This is a genomic window from Bradyrhizobium mercantei (genome assembly GCF_001982635.1).
Lineage (GTDB): Bacteria > Pseudomonadota > Alphaproteobacteria > Rhizobiales > Xanthobacteraceae > Bradyrhizobium > Bradyrhizobium mercantei.
This window is the reverse complement of record NZ_MKFI01000011.1, coordinates 1-19,879: the sequence shown is the minus strand read 5'-3', so window position 1 is coordinate 19,879 and position 19,879 is coordinate 1. Positions and strand designations below refer to the sequence as shown.

Below are 19,879 nucleotides of genomic sequence, written 5' to 3'. Positions count from 1 at the left end.
CACCGCTATCCCGCGAGCGCCGCCTTCACCAGGCCGCTGGCCTTGCCGAAATCCATCTGGCCGGCATATTTCGCCTTCAAGGCGCCGATCACCTTGCCCATGTCCTTGATCCCTGCGGCATTGGTCTCGGCGATGATGGCCGCGATCGCGGCCTTCACGTCGTCGTCGGACATCTGCTTCGGCAGGTAGGCGGAGATCACGGCGATCTCCGCGCGCTCCTGGTCAGCGAGCTCGGCGCGGCCGCCCTTGTCGTAGAGCTCGACCGATTCCTGGCGCTGCTTGATCATCTTCTGCAACAGACCGAGCAGATCGGCATCGGAGAGTGGCGGCTTGCCCTGCCCGCGCGCGTCGATGTCGGCGTTCTTGATGGTCGAATTGACCATGCGCAGCGTGGAGAGCTTGCGCTCGTCCTTCGCCTTCATCGCTTCCTTGACCGCAGTGTTGATGTCGTCGCGCAGCATCCTGGTATCCTTAAGCCGGTAATCCCTTCATGTAGGCAGTTTGCACCAACAGGACAACCTAGTTCCTCAGCCACTCAACCAGCGCATCGGCGCAGGCCTGCGGCTGCTCCAGCTGCGGCAGGTGACCGCAATCGGCGAGCACCACGAGCTTGGCGCCCGGAATGCCGTTGGCCATCTCGTCCGACAATGAATTCGGAACGGTGTTGTCGGTATCCGACGTCAGCACCAAGGTCGGGCACTTGATCCAAGCCATGCTCGGCCGCGAATCCGGCCGGCTGAGCACCGCGTTCTGCTGGCGGATGAAAGCCTCGGCGCCCACGTCCTCGCTCATATCATCAACAATCTGGCGCAGGCTCGCGTCGCCCTGCCGCGACGGATGCACGAAGCCGGGAAACAGTTCGTCGACCACGCTGCGATATTGACCGCTTTTGGCACGCTCCATCATGCCGCGGCGGCGCGCGGTCGCCTCCGGAGTGTCCGCCCTCGCCTGCGTATTCATCAGCGCCAGCTTCGCCACGCGCTCCGGCGCCTGCCGCATGATCTCGAAGGCGATGTAACCGCCCATCGAATGTCCGGCGAGGGCAAAGCGCGGCGGCGCCTCGGCCAGGATCCGGCGGGCGATCGCCCCCATATTGTCGTCCCGGACATGGTTGGCGATCGTGACCGGCCCGAGCCGCCACAGCGCCGGGATGACCGGGGCGAAGATCCGCGGCGAGCAGATGAGGCCCGGGACGAGCAGGATCGGCATCGTGTTGTCCATGGGAGGCTCCGGACCGGGTCATTTTCGGCAAGCAAACGGCCGCTTCGAGGAACTTTAGATTAAAAGGCCGTTCTGGCCTGTCAAATCGGACGGGATTGCCGTGTGAATCCGTGCCCTTTCACTTTGACGCCGCAGGGTGCGGCGACTATTTAAAGGGCTCATGACAACCCCCGAAAACGCTCCCGCCTGGCCGGACCACAAACCGACCGCGCTCCTTGTGCTCGCCGATGGTACCGTGCTGGAAGGCTTCGGTCTCGGCGCGGAAGGCCACGCCGTCGGCGAGGTCTGCTTCAACACCGCGATGACCGGCTATGAGGAGATCCTCACCGATCCGTCCTATGCCGGCCAGATCATCACCTTCACCTTCCCGCATATCGGCAATGTCGGTACCAACGAGGAAGACATCGAGACGGTGAACATGGCCGCGACGCCCGGCGCGCGCGGCGTGATCCTGCGCTCGGCGATCACGGATCCCTCGAACTATCGCGCCACCCGCCATCTCGACCAGTGGTTGAAGGCGCGCGGCATCATCGGCCTCTCCGGCATCGACACCCGCGCACTGACCGCGCTGATCCGCTCCAAGGGCATGCCCAATGCGGTGATCGCGCATTCGAAGACCGGCGAGTTCGACCTGCACGGCCTGAAGGAAGAGGCCCGGGAATGGCCCGGCCTCGAGGGCATGGATTTGGTGCCGATGGTCACCTCCGGCCAGCGCTTCACCTGGGATGAGACGCCCTGGGTGTGGGGCAAGGGTTTTGGCCAGCAGACCGCGCCGGAATTCAACGTGGTCGCGATCGACTACGGCATCAAGCGCAACATTCTGCGCCTGCTCGCCGGCGTCGGCGCCAAGGTGACCGTGGTGCCGGCAACGACCGCGGCCGAGGACATCCTGGCGATGAAGCCGGACGGCGTGTTCCTGTCGAACGGCCCCGGCGATCCCGCCGCGACCGGCAAATATGCCGTGCCCGTCATCCAGCAGGTGATCGCCTCGGGGACGCCGACCTTCGGCATCTGCCTCGGCCATCAGATGCTCGGCCTCGCCGTCGGCGCCAAGACCATGAAGATGCATCAGGGCCACCACGGCGCCAACCATCCGGTCAAGGACGAGACCACCGGCAAGGTCGAGATCACCTCGATGAACCACGGCTTTGCGGTGGACCAGGCGACGCTGCCCAAAGGCGCGACCCAGACCCATATCTCGCTGTTCGACGGCTCCAATTGCGGCATCGCGCTCGAGGGCAAGCCGGTGTTCTCGGTGCAATATCACCCCGAAGCCTCGCCCGGCCCGCGCGACTCGCACTACCTGTTCCAGCGCTTTGCCGACCTGATGCGGAAGAAGAAGCAGGCCGCCTAAACAACATCCGTCATTGCGAGGAGCGCAGCGACGAAGCAATCCATCTATCCTCGCATGGAGCGATGGATTGCTTCGCTCCGCTCGCAATGACGGAGATTTTCCAATGACCGACAGCGCCGCCCCACAACCCACCTACGGCGTCTCCTCGCTGGAGGTGATGGCGTCGATGCCGGGGCTCGATTTCGTGCGCGGCATCTTCGCCCGCACCCTGCCGGAGCCGCCGATCATGGAGACGGTCGAGCCGTTCGACTGCACCGCCGAGACCGGCCATGTGGTGATCCACAGCGTCCCCGGCCTGCGCCATTACAACCCGATCGGCTCGGTGCATGGCGGCTACGCCGCGATCCTCTTGGACTCCGCGATGGGGCTAGCGGTGCAGACCACGCTACCGAAGGGTTTTGGCTACACGACGCTGGAGTTCAAGATCTCCTTCGTCCGCGGCATGAGCCAGGACACCGGCACGATCCGCACCGAGGGCCAGGTCCTCAACGCCGGCCGCCGGGTTGCGACCGCCGAGGCACGCATCACCGACGGCAAGGGCAAGCTCGTCGCGCATGCCACCACCACCTGCCTGGTGTTCGAGCTGCCTAGGAATTCCTGAAGGCAATCACGTCTTCGCGCATTGGAGGCATGACGAAGCGCGCTGGATCGTCGCCCGCGCTCTGTGATTGAGTTTCCCCTGTCCGAGATCAGGCAAACATGATCCGGCCCGGAATTGAGGAAACGCCCGATGACGTCAGCCCATTCAGACATGACCATCCGCGACATCCGCGTGACGATGCTGCGACTGCCCTGGGCCGACGATCCCTGGCTGAAAGGCGCAGCACTGGGCGCCACGCGCGACATCCTGATCTGCGACGTCGAGACCGCAGGCGGCATCACCGGCATGGGCTATCTGTTCGTGTTCCGCCCGGGGATGCAGTCGATCGCGGCCTGTCTCGACGAGTGCATCATTCCGCGCGTCATCGGCAAGGACGCCACCGCGATCGAGGCGATCTGGCGCGATCTCTGGACCGCGACGATGACCTATGGCCGCGGCGGCATCGCCGCGATGGCGATGTCGGCGCTCGACATCGCGCTGTGGGACGCGGTGGGAAAGCGCGCCGGCCTGCCGCTGCATCGGCTGTGGGGGCACTATCGCTCGGAAATCCCGGTCTATGGCTCCGGCTGCTTCCGCGGCGCCGGCGGCGACGGAATGATCGAGAAGGCGCTGCATTTCGTCAAACAGGGCTACAAGGCGATCAAGATGCAGGTCGCGCATGTCCATACGCCGGCGCAGGACCTCGACAACGTGCGCCGCATGCGCGAGGCGCTCGGGCCGGACATCGACATCATGATCGACGTCAACATGGGCTGGAGCGCCGATGTCGCGATCGAGATGGGACGCAAGTTCGAGAAGTACGGCATCTACTGGCTCGAGGAGCCGGTACCGGCCGATGATTTCGCCGGCTACCAGCGCATCGCGGCCGCGCTCGACATGCGCGTCGTCGGCGGCGAGACGCATTTCACGCGCTACGATCTGCGGCCGTTCTTCCTCAATCCCTGCCTGCCGATCCTGCAACCCGACCCGATGCGCGGCGGCATGACCGATTTGCGCAAGATCGCAGCACTCGCAGACACGTTCGGCATCACCATCGCGCCGCACCTGTTTCCCGAGCTCAATGTGCACCTTTTGGCCTCGATCCCGAATGGCATCTGGTGCGAGAACATGGCCCTGATCGACGACCTCTGGGTCGACCCGCCAGAGATCGCCAACGGCATGATCACCGCGCCGGAGCGGCCGGGGCACGGGCTCAAATTCAAGGACGACGTCTTGAAGTTCAAGATCTAGCGGGAACGGTTTCCGGATCGATGGTTTGATCTATCCTGACATCACGGCCCCTCACGACGCTGGAGCGCCACCATGCCGGTCGTCAGCACCGATGCCGAACCCCAGGCCCTCGTCTTTCAGGACGACGGTCTGGTGCCGAACAATCCGATGCCGTTCCTGGTCTACAAGGCCGTGGTCGACGTCGGCAGCAATCCCGAGGCGACGATCGAGCAGCTGTTCGGCAAGAACGGCTGGGGCGCGATGTGGCGCAACGGCGTCTACGACTTCGCGCATTACCACGCCACCGTGCACGAGGTGCTGGGCGTCGCCCGCGGCAGCGCGCGCGTGCAGTTCGGCGGCGAGCATGGGCGTGCGCTCGAGATCGCAGCCGGCGACGTCGCGATCCTGCCGGCCGGCACCGGGCATCAATGCCTGTCGGCGAGCGGCGATTTCAGCGTGGTCGGCGCCTATCCGCCGGGCCCGCCGATGGACCTGCAACGGCCGACGCCGGAGAACCACGCGCGGGCGCTGAAGACGATCCCGCTGGTGGCGATCCCCGCGACCGATCCGGTGCTGGGCAAGGGCGGGCCGCTGGTGCGGCTGTGGAAGCGGTAGGGATTGGAGTAGCGCCAGGAGTTGGCTCGTGCCCCGGCGCCCCTTCCCTTCTCCCCTTGTGGGAGAAGATGGCTCGCATCGACAGATGCGAGCCGGATGAGGGGTCTATCTCCGCGGATAGAGACCCCTCACCCGGCTTCATCTCGCTCCGCTCGATTGCGCCACCCTTTCCCACAAGGGGAAAGGGTGAATATCAGGCCGCGTTGCTGCCTTCCTGGCGACTGGCCTCGAACAGGAACCAGGTGCGGCGCTCGGTTTCGTCGATGAAGGTTTCGAGCAGGCCGGCGGTGCCGGAATCCTCGTGGTCGTCGGCGAGCTTGTGCGCCTTGCGCATCGCAGCCGCCATGTGCTTGTTGTCCTCCATCAGCTCGCGCAGCATTTCGCGCGGCGGGACATAGCCCTCGTCATTGTCCTTGATGGTTTGATGCTTGGCGATGTCGCCGATCGACCGCAGCGTCGCGCCGCCGAGCTTGCGCACCCGCTCGGCAAGCTGGTCGGTGGTCGCAAAGATCGCGTCCGACTGCTCGTCCAACAACAGATGGTAATCATGGAAATGCCGGCCGCTGACGTGCCAGTGAAAATTCTTGGTCTTCAGGTAGAGCGCAAAGGCGTCTGCCAGAAGCGTGTTGAGCGAGGTCGAGATCGTATCCACCGCAGCCTGCGGCAGGTCGCTCGGCGTGTCGAGATCGGGCGAGATCTTGTCCGTCCTGTTGGCGTCAATCTTGGCTTTGCTCACGGTAAACCTTCCTGTTAGGAACCCCCGTATTTCGGCGCATTGAACATTGGCCGCCGGACCGCTAACGCATCATCAGCCCACCTGTTCCTGGAAGTCAGGAACCCGTTCTGCCGGATACAAAACGCGATGGATGAATGGATCGATTATTACGATTCCACGCATACGATCTATGCGAGCAAGCTGCACCGCGACCTGCATTTCCAGGTCATCGCCAACGACATCATCGGATACATCCCCTCGCCCGACGCCGTGGTGCTGGATTATGCCTGCGGCGAGGCGCTGTCGGCGGTGAAGGTCGCCAATGCCTGCGCCCAGCTCTATCTGGCGGAGCCGGCGCCCGGCGTGCGCGGCCGCCTGGTCGCGCGCTTTGCGTCCGACACCAGGATCCGCGTCCGCTCGCTCGATGAACTGAAGAACATGCAGGCGGACTCGATCGACCTCGTGGTGATGAACTCGGTGGCGCAATACATGACGCCGCAGGAGCTCGACTCGGCGTTCGATGTGATCCACCGCCTGCTGAAACCCTCCGGCCGTTTCGTGCTCGGCGATATCCTGCGGCCTGAGGTCGGCATGGCCAGGGACGTCATCGCACTGCTGCGCTTTGCGGCGACCCACGGCTTCCTGCGCGATGCGCTGGTCGGGCTCGCCTCAACGGCGCTGTCGGACTACCGGCAGCTGCGCACCAGGATCGGGCTGCAGCGCTACCGCGAGGACGAGATGATCGCAAAGTTCGCTGCCGCGGGGTTCAGCGCCTCGCGGGCGCCGCGCAACATCGGGCACAATCCGTGGCGAATGACATTCGTGGCGCACCACTGATCACAGGTTGCAGAAAAAATTAGGGTTAACCAAAAGTAAACGTAGCAGGCACTGAAATAATCAGCAATGATCCGCTCGGCCCGGTGGCGGAAGCTTCGACGCGGCAGTGGTGCAACACTGTTTATCCTGGTTCAAATCCAGGCCGGGCCTCCAGCCTTCGCTGCTCGCGCAGCTTCGGCTCGGCAAGCCTTCTTGTAGCGAAGGCTGCCGCGGCGTAGCCCGCAGGACGAAGCCGGGCCCCCAACAGGGCCACTCCCCGCCACCCCCGAGCGCCCCCAAGCCCGGCATCCATCGAATGAGGGATTTCCCCCAGAATCGCGGTTGATTGGGCGTTTTTGGGGGTTTCGCGGGTGCGGAAACTGGTCTAAAGACCTCCCGCGCGCGAGGGATCGCGCTTCCGGCGCTACAAAATGTAGCGCATGGCTCGAGGGACGCGCGGGAAGCGCGCCCTTTTTTTGTGCCCAAATTCCAGTCCGCGAGAGCTGATGCCCAAAAGAACCGACATCTCCACCATCCTGATCATCGGCGCCGGTCCCATCGTGATCGGCCAAGCCTGCGAATTCGACTATTCCGGCACGCAGGCGTGCAAGACGCTGAAGGAAGAGGGCTATCGGATCGTCCTGGTCAATTCCAACCCGGCGACGATCATGACCGACCCGGAGCTGGCGGACGCGACCTATATCGAGCCGATTACGCCCGAAATCGTCGCCAAGATCATCGAAAAGGAACGCTACGTCCTGCCCGGCGGCTTCGCGCTGCTGCCGACCATGGGCGGCCAGACCGCGCTGAACTGCGCGCTGTCGCTGCGCAAGCAGGGCACGCTGGAGAAGTTCGACGTCGAGATGATCGGCGCCACGGCGGACGCGATCGACAAGGCGGAGGATCGCCAGCTGTTCCGCGACGCCATGGAGAAGATCGGGCTGCAGACGCCCCGGTCGCGGCTCGCCAACGCCTCGGCGCTGAAGAAGTCCGACCGCGACAAATACCTCGCCGACCAGGCCAAGCTGTCCGGCGCCGAGCTCGAAGCGTTCGAGCGCAAGTGGGAAGCCGGCGAGAACGAGCGGCGCAAGCGCTACCAGCAGCAGGCATTGGCCGAGGCTCTGATGGCGCTGTCCGACATCGGCCTGCCCGCGATCATCCGCCCCTCCTTCACGCTCGGCGGCACCGGCGGCGGCATCGCCTACAACAAGGAAGAATATCTCGACATCATCGAGCGCGGCCTCGATGCCTCGCCGACCAACGAGGTGCTGATCGAGGAATCCGTTCTCGGCTGGAAAGAGTTCGAGATGGAGGTGGTGCGCGACAAGAAGGACAATTGCATCATCATCTGCTCGATCGAGAACGTCGATCCGATGGGCGTGCACACCGGCGATTCCATCACGGTGGCGCCGGCGCTGACGCTGACCGACAAGGAATACCAGATCATGCGCGACGCATCGATTGCGGTGCTGCGCGAGATCGGGGTGGAGACCGGCGGCTCCAACGTGCAGTTCGGCATCAATCCGGACGACGGCCGCATGGTCGTGATCGAGATGAACCCGCGCGTTTCTCGCTCTTCGGCGTTGGCCTCGAAAGCCACCGGCTTCCCGATCGCCAAGGTCGCAGCCAAGCTCGCGATCGGCTACACGCTCGACGAGATCGCCAACGACATCACCGGCGGCGCCACGCCGGCCTCGTTCGAGCCGACGATCGACTACGTCGTCACCAAGATCCCGCGCTTCGCGTTCGAGAAATTCCCCGGCGCCTCCTCCACGCTGACGACCTCGATGAAGTCGGTCGGCGAGGTGATGGCGATCGGCCGTACCTTCCAGGAGAGCCTGCAGAAGGCGCTGCGCGGGCTCGAGACCGGGCTGACCGGCCTCGACGAGATCGACATCGAAGGCCTCGGCCGCAGCGACGACAAGAATGCGATCCGCGCCGCCCTCGGCACGCCGACGCCGAACCGCCTGCTGCAGGTCGCGCAGGCGATGCGGCTCGGCTGGTCGAACGAGGAGATCTTCAACTCCTGCAAGATCGATCCCTGGTTCCTCGCCGAGCTGCGCAGCATCGTCGAGATGGAAGACAAGGTCCGCAGCAGCGGCCTGCCGGCGAATGCGTTCTCGATGCGGATGCTGAAGGCGATGGGCTTCTCCGATGCGCGGCTCGCCGTGCTCACGGAGACCACCGAGGCCGACGTCACTGCCAAGCGCCACGCGCTCGGGGTGCGCCCGGTGTTCAAGCGCATCGACACCTGCGCGGCGGAGTTCGCCTCGCCTACCGCCTACATGTATTCGACCTATGAGCGGCCGTTCGCCGGCGAGCTCGCCGACGAGAGCGCGCCGTCGGACCGCAAGAAGGTGATCATCCTCGGCGGCGGGCCGAACCGCATCGGCCAGGGCATCGAGTTCGACTATTGCTGCTGCCACGCCTGCTTCGCGCTCGAGGACGCCGGCTACGAGACCATCATGGTCAACTGCAATCCGGAGACGGTGTCGACCGACTACGATACTGCCGATCGGCTGTATTTCGAACCGCTCACCGGCGAGGACGTGCTCGAGATCATCGCGACCGAGCGCACGAACGGCACGCTGCACGGCGTGATCGTGCAGTTCGGCGGCCAGACCCCGCTGAAGCTTGCCCGCGCGCTCGAAGCCGCCGAAGTGCCGATCCTCGGCACCTCGCCCGACGCGATCGACCTCGCCGAGGACCGCGACCGCTTCAAGCGCGTGCTCGACAAGCTCCGCCTCAAGCAGCCGAAGAACGGCATCGCCTATTCGGTCGAGCAGGCCCGCCTGGTCGCCGCCGATCTCGATCTGCCGCTGGTGGTGCGTCCGTCCTACGTGCTCGGCGGCCGCGCGATGCAGATCATCCGCGAGGAGACCCAGCTCAACGATTACCTCTTGGGAACGCTGCCGGAGCTCGTGCCCGCCGACGTCAAGGCGCGCTACCCGAACGACAAGACCGGGCAGATCAACACCGTGCTCGGCAAGAATCCGCTGCTGTTCGACCGCTATCTGTCCGATGCGACCGAGGTCGACGTCGACTGCCTCTGCGACGGCAAGGACACCTTCATCGTCGGCATCATGGAGCACATCGAGGAAGCCGGCATCCATTCCGGCGACTCCGCCTGCTCGCTGCCGCCGCATTCGCTCGACGCGGCGACCATCGAGGAGCTGGAGCGGCAGACGCGTGAACTGGCGCTCGGCCTCGACGTCGTCGGCCTGATGAACGTGCAATACGCCATCAAGGACGGCGAGATCTACGTGCTCGAGGTCAACCCGCGCGCGTCCCGCACGGTGCCGTTCGTCGCCAAGGTGATCGGCACGCCGGTCGCCAAGATCGCGGCGCGGATCATGGCCGGCGAGAAGCTCGCCGACTTCAAGCTGAAGAAGAAGAAGCTCGACCATGTCGGCGTGAAGGAATCCGTATTCCCGTTCGCACGCTTCCCGGGCGTCGACACCGTGCTCGGACCGGAGATGCGTTCGACCGGCGAAGTGATGGGCATCGACCGCTCCTTCGAGGTCGCGTTCGCGAAGAGCCAGCTCGGCGGTGGCACGCGCGTGCCGCGGCAAGGCACGGTGTTCGTCTCGGTGCGCGGCGACGACAAGATGCGCATCGCGGATGCGGTGCGGCTATTGCACTCGCTCGGCTTCAAGGTGATGGCAACCTCGGGCACGCAACGCTACCTCAGCGACAATGGCGTGCCGACGGAGAAGGTGAACAAGGTGCTCGAAGGCCGTCCGCACATCGTCGACGCCATCACCAATGGCGACGTCCAGCTGGTCTTCAATACCACCGAAGGTCCGCAGGCGCTGGCCGACAGCCGCTCGCTGCGGCGGGCTGCCCTCTTGCATAAAGTGCCATATTACACCACTCTTTCAGGCGCGGTGGCGGCCGCACGGGGGATCCGGGCCTATCGGGACGGGGACCTTGAGGTCCGCACGCTTCAGAGTTACTTTTCCGAAAGCTGACCGCTGCCCGGGCTGAAGGCCCGAAGCGGTCAATTAGCCGAATGGCTGGAACTCACCGCGCGATTGGATGTTGTCACGGCCCTTAGCGGGGCCGAATATCACTGGGCTTCCGGGCGCGCGTGCGTCCTGATTCCTGCGTTAGCTGAACTGGATATTCCTGCACGGCCGCCGGGCGCGCAGGATGAAGGACGAAGATGATGGATAAGGTTCCGATGACCGCGGGCGGATACGCCGCGCTGACGGACGAGTTGAAGCGACGCCAGTCGGAGGATCGTCCGCGCATCATCGAACACATCGCGGAAGCGCGTTCGCACGGCGACCTCTCGGAGAACGCCGAGTATCACGCGGCCAAGGAAGAGCAGTCGCACAACGAGGGCCGCATCGCGGAGCTCGAGGACAAGCTCGCGCGCGCCGACATCATCGACATTTCGAAACTGTCCGGCGACACCATCAAGTTCGGCGCGACCGTAACGCTGATCGACGAGGACACCGAGAAGAAGGCGGTGTGGCAGATCGTCGGCGAGGTCGAGGCCGACGCCAAGAAGGGCCGCATCTCCATCACCTCGCCGCTCGCGCGCGCGCTAATCGGCAAGAAGAAGGGCACCACCGTCGAGGTGATGGCGCCTGGCGGCGCCAAGGCCTACGAGATCACCAAGGTCGAGTGGCGGTAGTTACCTTGATGTGACTGGTGCAAAAAGGCCGCGTCTTGCACGCGGCTTTTTTTATGCCCGCGTTTTGACGGCAATGTGAGTGGTGAGCCTCCGCGCACCATACTAGGCAGGCCGTGACATGTTTATGCAGTATAATCATGTCGGGGACAAAGTTTCGGGCTGATGATTGCGTCGCAACACGCATCGCTGCGCGTCACCGTGTCACTGCCGCGTTCACTCGCAACTGCCATCGCGCGAGGAATGATTCCAGCTGCAAGGTGTTGACATCACACTCCGGTGGCGGACACCGTGTGTTTCTGCATCGTGCAACGTTCCAGTGTGTCAAACAGGGGGTCAATGACAATGGACCAGATGTTCTCCAAATGGCAGCCGACCGTGCTGAGCCTGTTCCGGTTCATCACCGGATTGCTGCTGTTTCAGTATGGCGTCGCCAAGATCTTCAAGTTTCCCGTGGTCGCGTACTTCGCCAACATCCCGCCGTTGATCCAGGCTGCGGGCTGGCTCGAGCTGGTGCTCGGTGCGCTGCTGATGCTCGGCCTGTTCTCGCGGCTGGTCGCCTTCATCCTGTCGGGCGAGATGGCGTTCGCCTATTTCCTCGGCCACATGTTCAAGAACCCGGCCGAGCCGGTGTTCCTGCCGCTGCTCAACAACGGCACCGCGGCGATCCTGTTCTGCTTCGCCTGCCTCTACCTCGCGACCTCGGGTCCGGGTCCGATCAGCGTCGATGCTGCGATGGGCAAGCGGTAGCAAACCAAGAAGTAGCAAACATCGTCATTGCGAGCGAAGCGAAGCAATCCATCTGCCCGCACATGCGGAGCGATGGATTGCTTCGTCGCTTCGCTCCTCGCAATGACGGTCGAGGCGCTGCGTGGCGCCTCAGCTCGCTACCTTCACGCCCAGCGGCACCGCGGCTTCGTATTTCGAATTGTGCAGCACCAGCGACGTCCTGACGTTGCGCACGTGCGGCGCGGCTGTCAGGTGGGTGACGAAGTCCTGGAACGTCGCCATGTCGGGGGCGACGCATTTGAGGATGAAATCGACCTCGCCCGACAGCATCCAGCATTCGCGCACCAGCGGCTCGGCGCGCACGAAATTCTCGAAGGCGCGGAGATCGGCGTCGGCCTGGCTCGACAGATGCACCGAGGCGAACACCGTGACGTCGTAGCCGAGGCGGCGCGGATCGAGCAGGCCGCGGTATCCTTGGATGTAGCCTTCCTCTTCCAGCGCGCGGACCCGGCGCAGGCAGGGCGGCGGCGAGATACCGACGCGTTTGGCGAGTTCCACATTGGTGATTCGGCCATCGGCCTGGATCTCGGCGAGGATTTTGAGGTCGATCTCGTCAAGGTTCTTCGACACGCGACTACAGTTCCCTAGGAGTTTGGAAGGTTGGCTGGTTCGCCGGCAACTCTCATAGCGCAGCCAGCCGGCATTGCGCAATTTTATTGCGCGTGCAGCGCATGATTTCGCGAATGTGACTTCAGTTCCGGGGAAAAATCGCTGCCATGGATTGCAAATCTTGCATAGCTTCCCAGATATCCTAGACTTGGATTTGACACTTTTAGCACCGCCGTGACCCGCTTCCGGGGTGCTTCCCACACAAGTCCCCGTCAAAGTCCCCAGCAGAGAGGGATCAGCTAATGCCCGCGCCTGTCCACGCCAAGGTCGTCATCATCGGGTCCGGCCCCGCCGGTTACACCGCAGCGATCTACGCGGCACGCGCGATGCTCGAGCCGATCCTGATCCAGGGCATCCAGCCGGGCGGCCAGCTCACCATCACCACCGACGTCGAGAACTATCCGGGCTTCGCCGACGTGATCCAGGGCCCCTGGCTGATGGAGCAGATGGAGAAGCAGGCGGCGCATGTTGGGACCAAGATCGTCACCGACCTCGTCAACAAACTGGAACTCGGCCAGCGGCCGTTTCGCCTGACCTGCGATTCCGGCGACGTCTATCTCGCCGAGACGGTCGTCCTCGCCACCGGCGCCCAGGCGCGCTGGCTCGGACTTCCCTCGGAAGAGAAATTCCAGGGCGGCGGCGTATCGGCCTGCGCGACCTGCGACGGCTTCTTCTACCGCGGCAAGGAAGTCGTGGTGGTCGGCGGCGGCAACACCGCGGTCGAGGAAGCGCTGTACCTGACCAACCACGCCTCCCAGGTCACCATCGTGCACCGCCGCGATCATTTCCGCGCCGAGCGTATCCTGCAGGAGCGGCTGTTCAAGCATCCCAAGATCAAGGTGGTGTGGGATTCCGCGATCGATGAGATCTGCGGCTCGGAGAACCCGAACAAGGTCACCCATGTGCGGCTGAAGAACGTCAAGACCGGCGCGCTGAGGGACCTCAAGACCGACGGTGTCTTCATCGCGATCGGCCATGCGCCGGCGACGGAGCTCGTCAAAGGCCAGATCAAGCTGAAACCGTCGGGCTATGTCGAGGTGGCGCCGAACTCCACGGCGACCTCGGTGCCCGGCCTGTTCGCCGCGGGGGACGTGGCGGATGAGACCTTCCGGCAGGCGGTCACCGCCGCCGGCCTCGGCTGCATGGCAGCGCTCGAGGCGGAACGCTTCCTGGCTCTTCGCGCGAGCGATCGCGCAGCGGCGGAATAATCATGGCACGATCTCGCGACGGATTTACGGACATGGACTGGGACAAGCTGAAGGTCTTTCACGCGGCGGCGGAAGCTGGCAGCTTCACGCATGCCGGCGAGCAGCTTGGCCTGTCGCAATCGGCGGTCTCCCGCCAGGTCAGCGCGCTGGAGCAGGAACTCTCGGTGTCGCTGTTTCACCGCCATGCCCGCGGCCTGATCCTCACCGAACAGGGCGACCTCCTGTTCCGCACCGCGCATGACGTGTTCATGCAGCTGCAGGCGGCGCGCGCCAAGCTCACCGACAGCCGCGAACGGCCGAGCGGCGACCTCAAGATCACGACCCCGCCGGCGCTCGGCATCAACTGGCTGATCCCGCGGCTCGACGAATTCACCGCGCTGTATCCCGACATCCGGATCTCGCTGATCGTCACCGACGAGGATCTCGATTTGTCGATGCGCGAGGCCGACGTCGCGATCCGCACCCGCAAGCCGACCCAGCCGGACCTGATCCAGCGCAAGCTGTTCTCGATCGGCTTCCACGCCTATTGCTCGCCGGAATACATCAAGCGCTTCGGCACGCCGCGGACGCTCGATGATCTCGACTCGCACCGCATCATCATGCTCGGCGACTCGCAGGTGCCGCCGCATCTGCAGAACCGCAGCTGGCTGATCGATGCCGGCCGCAACGGCTCCGGTCCGCGCGAACCCTACTTCAAGGTCAACAACATCTTGGGGTTGGTGCGCGCCTGCCAGCAGGGCCTCGGCATCGCCGCGCTGCCGGACTATCTGGTCGAACAGAACAACCTCGTGCAGCTGTTCGGCGAGTCCGACTCGATCGCGCTCGACACCTACTTCGTTTATCCGGAAGAGCTGAAGACCGTGGCCCGGGTGCAGGTGTTCCGCGACTTCGTGGTCAGCAAGGCACAGCGCTGGCCGTCCTGATTAAGCCGGCCTTATAGGGCTAGTTTATAGGGCTATCCACGCTGCCCCCGGTCTCCGCATGACTGACATGCGACCTGGATAGTTGCTGCATGGCGTCGATGGGGATCATAGTGTTGACACGCTGAGCGGTCGCGTCGCGCATATGTCCCCCTCCTCCAGTGGCGCGGAAGTTCAGTAATCCCTCTTGGAAGGTGATTGTGTCGGCCTCACGTGGCCAATACCTTAAGCCGGGCTCATTCGAGCCCGGCTTTTTTTCATCGCTCCGTCTTTTCACCTCTGTGTCATGCACAAACGTGTCGCACGCCCCGATCTGCATGTGCATTGACAACAACCTCGCAGCGCAGCATCATTATCCCATGATCACGACTTCGTGCGCCGTTCTCTCGTCGAAAAAAGCTCCCCTCCCGGGGACACGAGATCGCGCGCGATAAGATCACCTTCGCGTTCAAACCGATCCCGAAACCCCGCCGCCTGGACGGGGTTTTTTGTTGGTCCCGTCTCCGGTTCTGCCTTCCCAGGAGATGGAACATGACTAACCTACACCAGCAATTGCAGGGCCTCTGGCTGCCCTTGATCACGCCGTTCCGCGACGGCGAACTCGACGCCACGTCGCTGCGCCGCCTCGTGCGGCACTATGCCAGCGGCCCGGTCGACGGCTTCATCCTCGGTGCCACCTCCGGTGAAGGCATGGCGCTCAGCACTGACGAACTGGAGGGGCTGGTCAGCGTCGTGCTCGACGAGCTCGCTGCCAACTCCCGCCATTTGCCGGTCGTCCTCGGGCTCTCCGGCGCCTCCACCGCCAGGATGAAGGAAGCGCTGGACGACACGGCCGACTGGCCGATCAACGGTTATCTGATCGCGAGCCCCTACTACATCAGACCCTCGCAGCGCGGGCTGGTGCAGCATTTCAACGCGCTCGCCGATCACGCGTCGTGGCCGATCGTGCTCTACAACATTCCCTATCGCACGGCAGTGAACCTGACCAATGAGACGCTGCTGGCGCTCGCCGACCATCCGAACATCGCCGGCATGAAGGATTGCTCCGCCGACCGCGCTCAGTCGATCGACTTCCTCAACCGGCGGCCGGCCGGCTTCCGCGTGCTGACCGGCGAGGACGCGCAGACATTCGATGCGCTCTCGGACGGCGCCGACGGCGCGATCCTGCTCTCGGCACATCTGGAAACAAACACCTTCGCCTCGATCCGCACGCTGTTGCAGCAAGGCAAGCGTGACGCGGCGCTGGCCGCCTGGCAGAGCGTCGCCGGCCTGACGCGGCTATTGTTCGCCGAACCGAGCCCGGCGCCGGCCAAGCACTGGCTGTGGCGGCAGGGCCTGATCGACAGCCCCGAGGTGCGGCTGCCGATGGTCGAGGTAAGCGAGGATCTCGCGACCTGGCTTGATGCCGAGATGGAGCGGCGTGCGCAGCTTCTGCTGCTGCCGGCTTAGCTCTCTTCACCCTCTCCCCGCTGTCTTGTCCGCCGAAGCCTGCCTTCGGGCGAAGGCGGATGCGGGGAGAGGGCTGGGGTGACGCGCTGTTTCCGCGAAGATGGTGAAAGATGGACTCATGGAGAGTCCCCCTCACCCGGATCGCATCTGCGATGCAATCCGACCTCTCCCCGCAAGCGGGGCGAGGTGAAGGGCAGTTCAATCCAGCCTCGTCCGCGACAGCCGCAGCGCGTTGCCGATCACGCTGACCGAGGACAGCGCCATCGCGGCGGCGCCGACCATCGGCGACAGCAGGATGCCGAACAGCGGATACAGCACGCCGGCTGCGATCGGCACGCCGGCGGCGTTGTAGACGAAGGCGAACGCCAGGTTCTGGCGGATGTTGCGCATCGTCGCGACCGACAATCGCCGTGCGCGAACGAGACCCATCAGGTCGCCGGTGAGCAGCGTGATCCCGGCGCTCTCGATCGCGACGTCGGTGCCGCCGCCCATCGCGATGCCGACATCGGCGGCGGCGAGCGCCGGCGCGTCGTTGACGCCATCGCCGGCCATCGCGACGATGCGGCCCTCGCCGCGCAGCCGCTGCACCACCTCGCTCTTGCGCTCCGGCAGCACGCCGGCCTCGACCTCGTCGATGCCAAGCGTCTTCGCCACCGCGCGCGCGGTGGTCTCATTGTCGCCGGTCAGCATCACGATGCGCAGGGCTTCGCCGCGCAACGCCTGCAACGCACTCGCCGCCGAAGGTTTGACCGGATCGGCGATCGCAATCACGCCGGCGATGCGGCCATCAACCGCGATATAGATCGCCGTGGCGCCGTCCCGCCGCGCGGTCTCGGCGGCCTGGTCCAGCGCGGCCGTCGCAATGCTCTGCTCGGCCATCAGCACCGAATTGCCGAGTGCAACCTGCTTGCCTTCGACGGTGCCTGTCGCGCCCTTGCCGGAGGGCGAGGTAAAATTGCTGACGGCTGATGATGCGAGCTGGCGCTCCCTGGCAGAGGCGATGATCGCGTGCGCCAGCGGATGCTCGCTGCCCTGCTCGACACTGGCGGCAAGGCGCAGCACGCCGTTCTCGTCAAAGCCTTCGGCGGCAATGATGCGCACGACCTTCGGCTTGCCTTCGGTGAGCGTTCCGGTCTTGTCGATGACCAGCGTATCGATTGCTTCCATCCGCTCCAGCGCCTGTGCGTCGCGGATCAGGATGCCGGAATGCGCGCCGCGGCCGACACCGACCATGATCGACATCGGCGTCGCCAGTCCCAGCGCACAGGGGCAGGCGATGATCAGCACGGTGACGGCTGCGACCAATGCAAAGGTCAGGCGCGGTTCAGGGCCGAACATTGTCCATGCGATGAAGGCGAGCACGGCGGCCGCGATCACCGCGGGCACGAACCAGCCCGCGACGCGATCGGCGAGCCGCTGGATCGGCGCGCGCGAGCGCTGCGCCTTCGCCACCATGTCGACGATCCGCGACAGCATGGTGTCGCGGCCGATCTTTTCGGCGCGCATCACGAGGCCGCCGCTCTGGTTGACGGTGCCGCCGATCACGCTGGCGCCCTCAGCTTTCGTCACCGGCATCGCTTCACCAGTCACCATGGACTCGTCGATCACAGCGTTGCCCTCGATGACGATGCCGTCGACCGGCACCTTCTCGCCGGGGCGCACGCGCAGGCGATCGCCGACCTTGATCGCGTCGATGTCGATATCCTCGTCGCCAAGGTCGGTGATGCGCCGCGCGGTCTTGGGCGCAAGGCCGAGCAGCGCGCGGATCGCGCCCGAGGTCTGCGCGCGAGCGCGCAATTCCAGCACCTGGCCGAGCAGCACCAGCACCGTGATCACGGCCGCCGCCTCGAAATACACCGCAACCGCGCCATGCATGTCGCGGAACGCCGGCGGGAACAGTTGCGGCGCCAGCGTGGCGATTACGCTGTAGACATAGGCAACGCCGGTGCCCATCGCGATCAGCGTGAACATGTTGAGGTTACGCGTGACCAGCGACTGCCAGCCGCGCACGAAGAACGGCGCGCCGGCCCACAGCACCACCGGCGTCGCCAGCACGAACGAGATCCAGTTCGAGGTGGACTGCGGCACCAGATGCATCAGCCCGAGATGGCTGCCCATCTCGAGCACGAACACTGGTAACGTCAGCGCGAGACCGATCCAGAACCGCCTGGTCATGTCGATCAGCTCTGGGTCGGGTCCATCGTCGAGCGAGACCTGCTCGGGCTCCAGCGCCATGCCGCAGATCGGGCAAGAGCCGGGACCGACCTGGCGCACCTCGGGGTGCATCGGGCAGGTGTAGATCGTGCCGGCAGGCGCCGGCGGCTCCGCCTCGCGCGGCTTGAGATACTTCTCGGGCTCGGCCTCGAAGCGCTCGCGGCAGCGGCCGCTGCAGAACAAATACTCCTCGCCCTTGTAGGCGAAGCGGTGCTTGGCGGTCGCCGGATTGACCTTCATGCCGCAGACCGGATCGATCGCGAACGCCGCTTCAGCCGGCGTCGTGTCGTGATCATGCTTGCCGCCACAGCAGGAATGCGCGGCCGCGCCGTGATGGTGATGATCCGCGTGCGGATGGTCGTGCGTTGCGTGTGCCACGAAGCTCTTCCCGGCCGCGATTCCGGCCTCTTGATTTATATACCCTAGGGGGGTATATGAGACTTATGAGAGACGAGGTCAAGACATCCTGCTTAAAACGGCTCAAACGGATCGAGGGTCAGATCCGCGGGTTGGCCGCCATGGTCGAGGACGACCGCTATTGCATCGACGTGGTGACGCAGATCGCCGCGGCGCGCGCGGCGCTACGCCGCGTCGAGGAAGAGGTGCTGCGCGATCATGTGGCGCATTGCGTCGAGCATGCGATCTCGTCCGGCGACAAAGCCGACCAGCGGCGCAAGATCGTCGAGCTGATGGATGTGATTGGGCGGGCGGATCGCTAACGCCCCATATTCAGTGTCGTCCCTGCGAAAGCAGGGAGGTGGATTCACACTCGAAGTGCAACACGTGAGCAGCAAAGACCTCTGCGGGGGTCCTGAAGTCAAGGCATTTGCGCGGGGTGTTGTTGTAGGCGGCGATGGACTTGCGGAGGCGGCGGGTCGGCAGCTTCTCGAGGTCGGTCTTGCGCGGGATGAAGCGGCGCATGCGGCCGATGGCGTTCTCGATGCCGCCTTTTTGCCAGGGGGCGTGGGGATCGCAGAAGAACGTCTTGATCAAGAGGCTTTGCAGGGAAAGGTGAGATGCGAACTCGGTGCCGTTGTCGAAGGTAACGGTCTGGCGGATCGGCTCTGGCAGCACCTCGAACAGGCGCACGAGATGGTGCGCGACGCCGGAGGCGAGCTTGCTTGCGAGGGGGACGCCGAGCAACAGGCGGGAGGTGCGCTCATGCACGGCCAGGATCTGCTGACCGTATTTGGAGAACATCATGAGGTCGGCCTCCCAATGCCCCCGGGGTCTTGCGATCGGCGACCTCGATGGGACGCTGATCCAGCGAAACACGGCCCTCAATGAAGCTTGCGGGACTGCCGCCCCGCTTGCCGCGGCGACCGCGCCTGCTCTTGCCGCGCGGCAGATAGCGCCGCCAGCTGAAGTCCGAGGTGCGGATGAGCTGGGCGTAGATGAAGCGGTAGATGCTCTCATAGGAGATCACCCTGCGGCCGTGCTCGCGAGCCAGCCGGCCGGCGACCTGCTCGGGCGACCAGCCGCGGCCAAGACGTTCCAACACCGCACGGCGCAGGCCGGGC

The 19,879-nt window shown here is 64.6% G+C and carries 17 protein-coding genes, 1 tRNA gene and 1 pseudogene; 13 read left to right on the top strand and 6 right to left on the bottom strand.

Annotation, left to right across the window (positions count from 1 at the left end; genetic code table 11):
- Nucleotides 1–5: 5 nt before the first annotated feature.
- Together BI327_RS37250 and BI327_RS37245 are read right to left on the bottom strand one after the other, a co-directional pair.
- The gene (locus tag BI327_RS37250; RefSeq protein WP_076866436.1) at nucleotides 6–461 is read right to left on the bottom strand and encodes a GatB/YqeY domain-containing protein; all 456 of its coding nucleotides are present in this window, start codon (nucleotides 459–461) and stop codon (nucleotides 6–8) included.
- A gap of 58 nt (nucleotides 462–519) precedes the next feature.
- Nucleotides 520–1,221, bottom strand: coding sequence for an alpha/beta fold hydrolase (locus tag BI327_RS37245; protein WP_076866435.1), 702 nt, complete (start codon nucleotides 1,219–1,221; stop codon nucleotides 520–522).
- A 160-nt stretch (nucleotides 1,222–1,381) separates the two neighbouring features.
- On the opposite strand from BI327_RS37245, the gene carA reads away from it, so the two are divergent.
- From carA to BI327_RS37225, 4 genes are all read left to right on the top strand, one after another.
- On the top strand, nucleotides 1,382–2,575 hold the full coding sequence (carA, locus tag BI327_RS37240) for a glutamine-hydrolyzing carbamoyl-phosphate synthase small subunit (RefSeq protein ID WP_076866433.1): 1,194 nt from the start codon (nucleotides 1,382–1,384) through the stop codon (nucleotides 2,573–2,575).
- Nucleotides 2,576–2,678: 103 nt separating this feature from the next.
- Nucleotides 2,679–3,176 (top strand): PaaI family thioesterase, encoded by a 498-nt coding sequence (locus BI327_RS37235; protein WP_076866431.1) that lies wholly within the window; start codon nucleotides 2,679–2,681, stop codon nucleotides 3,174–3,176.
- A 129-nt stretch (nucleotides 3,177–3,305) separates the two neighbouring features.
- Nucleotides 3,306–4,406, top strand: a complete 1,101-nt coding sequence (locus BI327_RS37230) for a mandelate racemase/muconate lactonizing enzyme family protein (RefSeq protein WP_083742376.1) — start codon at nucleotides 3,306–3,308, stop codon at nucleotides 4,404–4,406.
- A gap of 72 nt (nucleotides 4,407–4,478) precedes the next feature.
- Complete coding sequence (locus tag BI327_RS37225) at nucleotides 4,479–5,000, top strand: cupin domain-containing protein (RefSeq protein ID WP_076866427.1); 522 nt, start codon at nucleotides 4,479–4,481, stop codon at nucleotides 4,998–5,000.
- A 193-nt stretch (nucleotides 5,001–5,193) separates the two neighbouring features.
- Here the strand turns inward: BI327_RS37225 and BI327_RS37220 are convergent, their stop codons facing one another.
- Nucleotides 5,194–5,736, bottom strand: a complete 543-nt coding sequence (locus BI327_RS37220) for a Dps family protein (protein WP_076866425.1) — start codon at nucleotides 5,734–5,736, stop codon at nucleotides 5,194–5,196.
- 126 nt (nucleotides 5,737–5,862) lie between these two features.
- On the opposite strand from BI327_RS37220, the gene BI327_RS37215 reads away from it, so the two are divergent.
- From BI327_RS37215 to BI327_RS37200, 5 genes are all read left to right on the top strand, one after another.
- The gene (locus BI327_RS37215) at nucleotides 5,863–6,552 is read left to right on the top strand and encodes a class I SAM-dependent methyltransferase (RefSeq protein WP_076866423.1); all 690 of its coding nucleotides are present in this window, start codon (nucleotides 5,863–5,865) and stop codon (nucleotides 6,550–6,552) included.
- Between the two features lie 77 nt (nucleotides 6,553–6,629).
- Nucleotides 6,630–6,705: transfer RNA gene (locus BI327_RS42545), tRNA-OTHER, on the top strand.
- Nucleotides 6,706–7,037: 332 nt separating this feature from the next.
- Entirely contained in the window at nucleotides 7,038–10,502 is a 3,465-nt protein-coding gene (gene carB, locus BI327_RS37210) for a carbamoyl-phosphate synthase large subunit (RefSeq protein ID WP_076866421.1), read from the top strand.
- A 197-nt stretch (nucleotides 10,503–10,699) separates the two neighbouring features.
- Nucleotides 10,700–11,173: a transcription elongation factor GreA gene (gene greA / locus BI327_RS37205; RefSeq protein ID WP_089025704.1), complete on the top strand. Its 474-nt coding sequence runs from the start codon at nucleotides 10,700–10,702 to the stop codon at nucleotides 11,171–11,173.
- 342 nt (nucleotides 11,174–11,515) lie between these two features.
- The gene (locus tag BI327_RS37200; protein WP_076866419.1) at nucleotides 11,516–11,920 is read left to right on the top strand and encodes a DoxX family protein; all 405 of its coding nucleotides are present in this window, start codon (nucleotides 11,516–11,518) and stop codon (nucleotides 11,918–11,920) included.
- A 129-nt stretch (nucleotides 11,921–12,049) separates the two neighbouring features.
- On the opposite strand, the gene BI327_RS37195 is transcribed toward BI327_RS37200, so the two are convergent.
- Nucleotides 12,050–12,529 (bottom strand): Lrp/AsnC family transcriptional regulator, encoded by a 480-nt coding sequence (locus tag BI327_RS37195; protein ID WP_050628849.1) that lies wholly within the window; start codon nucleotides 12,527–12,529, stop codon nucleotides 12,050–12,052.
- Nucleotides 12,530–12,810: 281 nt separating this feature from the next.
- Between BI327_RS37195 and trxB the strand changes: the two genes are divergently transcribed.
- From trxB to dapA, 3 genes are all read left to right on the top strand, one after another.
- Nucleotides 12,811–13,776: a thioredoxin-disulfide reductase gene (gene trxB / locus BI327_RS37190; protein ID WP_076866417.1), complete on the top strand. Its 966-nt coding sequence runs from the start codon at nucleotides 12,811–12,813 to the stop codon at nucleotides 13,774–13,776.
- Nucleotides 13,777–13,778: 2 nt separating this feature from the next.
- The gene (locus BI327_RS37185; RefSeq protein WP_028344089.1) at nucleotides 13,779–14,699 is read left to right on the top strand and encodes a LysR family transcriptional regulator; all 921 of its coding nucleotides are present in this window, start codon (nucleotides 13,779–13,781) and stop codon (nucleotides 14,697–14,699) included.
- 528 nt (nucleotides 14,700–15,227) lie between these two features.
- Nucleotides 15,228–16,145 carry a 4-hydroxy-tetrahydrodipicolinate synthase gene (dapA, locus tag BI327_RS37175; protein ID WP_076866414.1) on the top strand — a complete coding sequence of 306 codons (918 nt, stop codon included), beginning with the start codon at nucleotides 15,228–15,230 and terminating at the stop codon, nucleotides 16,143–16,145.
- A 198-nt stretch (nucleotides 16,146–16,343) separates the two neighbouring features.
- Here the strand turns inward: dapA and BI327_RS37170 are convergent, their stop codons facing one another.
- Nucleotides 16,344–18,737: a heavy metal translocating P-type ATPase gene (locus tag BI327_RS37170; protein WP_076866411.1), complete on the bottom strand. Its 2,394-nt coding sequence runs from the start codon at nucleotides 18,735–18,737 to the stop codon at nucleotides 16,344–16,346.
- Nucleotides 18,738–18,802: 65 nt separating this feature from the next.
- Between BI327_RS37170 and BI327_RS37165 the strand changes: the two genes are divergently transcribed.
- Nucleotides 18,803–19,078, top strand: a complete 276-nt coding sequence (locus BI327_RS37165) for a metal-sensitive transcriptional regulator (RefSeq protein WP_069278880.1) — start codon at nucleotides 18,803–18,805, stop codon at nucleotides 19,076–19,078.
- A 10-nt stretch (nucleotides 19,079–19,088) separates the two neighbouring features.
- Here the strand turns inward: BI327_RS37165 and BI327_RS43885 are convergent.
- A pseudogene (locus tag BI327_RS43885) lies at nucleotides 19,089–19,879 on the bottom strand (IS30 family transposase); the annotation flags it as partial.